The following is a 1,476-nucleotide window of genomic DNA, read 5'->3' as shown; positions in this document are numbered from 1 at the left end:
CATCTCCCGCGACCTGCAGCTGCCGCAGTCGACCCACCCGGCCTACGGGAGGCTGGCGGCGGTGGACGCCCACATCCGCGAACATTTCGCCAGGCCGATCAGCCTGGCCGAGCTCACCGCCATCGCCGGGCTCTCGGTGGCCCAGCTGGAACGCCACTGCAAGCGCATCTTCCAGCTCACCCCGCGGCAGATGATCCACAAGGCGCGCCTGGGCGAAGCCTCGCGGCTGCTGCAGCAGGACCTGTCGATCACCGAGATCGCGCTGCGCTGCGGCTACACCGACCACAGCGCCTTCAGCCGCCAGTTCCGCGCCCTGACCGGCTTCTCCCCCAGCCAGTACCGCGATTCCCACCGCTGATACCGGCACTGTTCCACGCCGACTCGGGGTGTTCCCTCTTGGGGCACCGCCCCTCGCATTGCTCCCTTATGTAACACGCCCGAGCCGGGTGATTTATCGCCGTCCATATGCCCGAAATCCTCTTCGGCCGCGGCAGCGCTTGGCCCATGGGCGCCTGGTGGGCACCGTCGGAAAAGCCGGCATATCCGTTGCATATTAAATATCGTATACGAAATCACCGAACTGGCTTCACACCCTTCGTCTTCCATTCACAACGAGGCACCTATGAAAAACCCCGCTTTTGCCGTAGCCCTCAGCGCTGTAATGACTACCTGCGTGATCGGCAACGCCCAGGCCGACAAGCTCGACGACATCATCGAGTCCGGCAAGCTGCGTTGCGCCGTCACCTTGGACTTCCCGCCGATGGGCTTCCGCGACGACAAGAACGCCCCGGCCGGCTTCGACGTCGACTACTGCAACGACCTGGCGAAAGTCCTCGGCGTCGAGGCGGAAGTCGTCGAAACCCCCTTCCCCGACCGCATCCCCGCGCTGGTTTCCGGGCGTGCCGACGTGATCGTCGCCTCCACCTCGGACACTCTGGAGCGCGCCAAGACGGTCGCCATGAGCGTGCCGTACTTCGCCTTCCAGATGGTCGTGCTGACCCGTGACGACACCGGGATCAACAGCTTCGACGATCTCAAGGGCAAACCCGTCGGCAACACCAGCGGCACCTTCGAGGCGATCGCCCTCGAGAAGTCCGTGAAGGACTGGGGCAACGGCAGCTTCCGCGCCTACCAGACCCAGAACGACACCATCCTCGCCGTCGCCCAGGGCCACATCGACGCCACCGTGGTGACCAACACCGTCGCCGCCTCGACCCTCAAGTCCGGCAAGTACAAGGGCCTGAAAGTCGCAGGCGACGCGCCCTACGTGATCGATTACGTCTCGCTGGCGGCCAAGCGCAACGAGTACGGCCTGATCCACTACCTGAACCTGTTCGTCAACCAGCAGGTCCGCACCGGTCGCTACGCCGAGCTGTACGAGAAGTGGGTCGGCGGCAAGCCGGTCAACCTGACCGTACCGGGCGTCTACTACTGAGTCCGCGCTATAGGCGGAGCTTTACGTAGGGTGCGCCGCGC

Annotated in this window: 2 protein-coding genes; both read left to right on the top strand. The window is 64.7% G+C overall.

The window, feature by feature from the left end:
• Positions 1-358: helix-turn-helix domain-containing protein (locus B2X67_RS13330; protein WP_286785786.1), on the top strand; the 358-nt coding region annotated here is incomplete at its 5' end.
• A 264-nt stretch (positions 359-622) separates the two neighbouring features.
• Positions 623-1,435, top strand: coding sequence for a transporter substrate-binding domain-containing protein (locus tag B2X67_RS13325; RefSeq protein WP_090228698.1), 813 nt, complete (start codon positions 623-625; stop codon positions 1,433-1,435).
• The last annotated feature ends 41 nt before the right edge of the window (positions 1,436-1,476 follow it).

This window comes from Pseudomonas sp. UBA3153 (genome assembly GCF_002364635.1).
Taxonomy (GTDB): Bacteria; Pseudomonadota; Gammaproteobacteria; order Pseudomonadales; family Pseudomonadaceae; genus Pseudomonas_O; species Pseudomonas_O kuykendallii.
This window is presented reverse-complemented; position numbering and strand designations above follow the sequence as displayed.

Coding starts and splice junctions, on each gene's coding strand:
- B2X67_RS13325 (WP_090228698.1), top strand. CDS start 623: ATGAAAAACCCCGCTTTTGCCGTAGCCCTCAGCGCTGTAATGACTACC.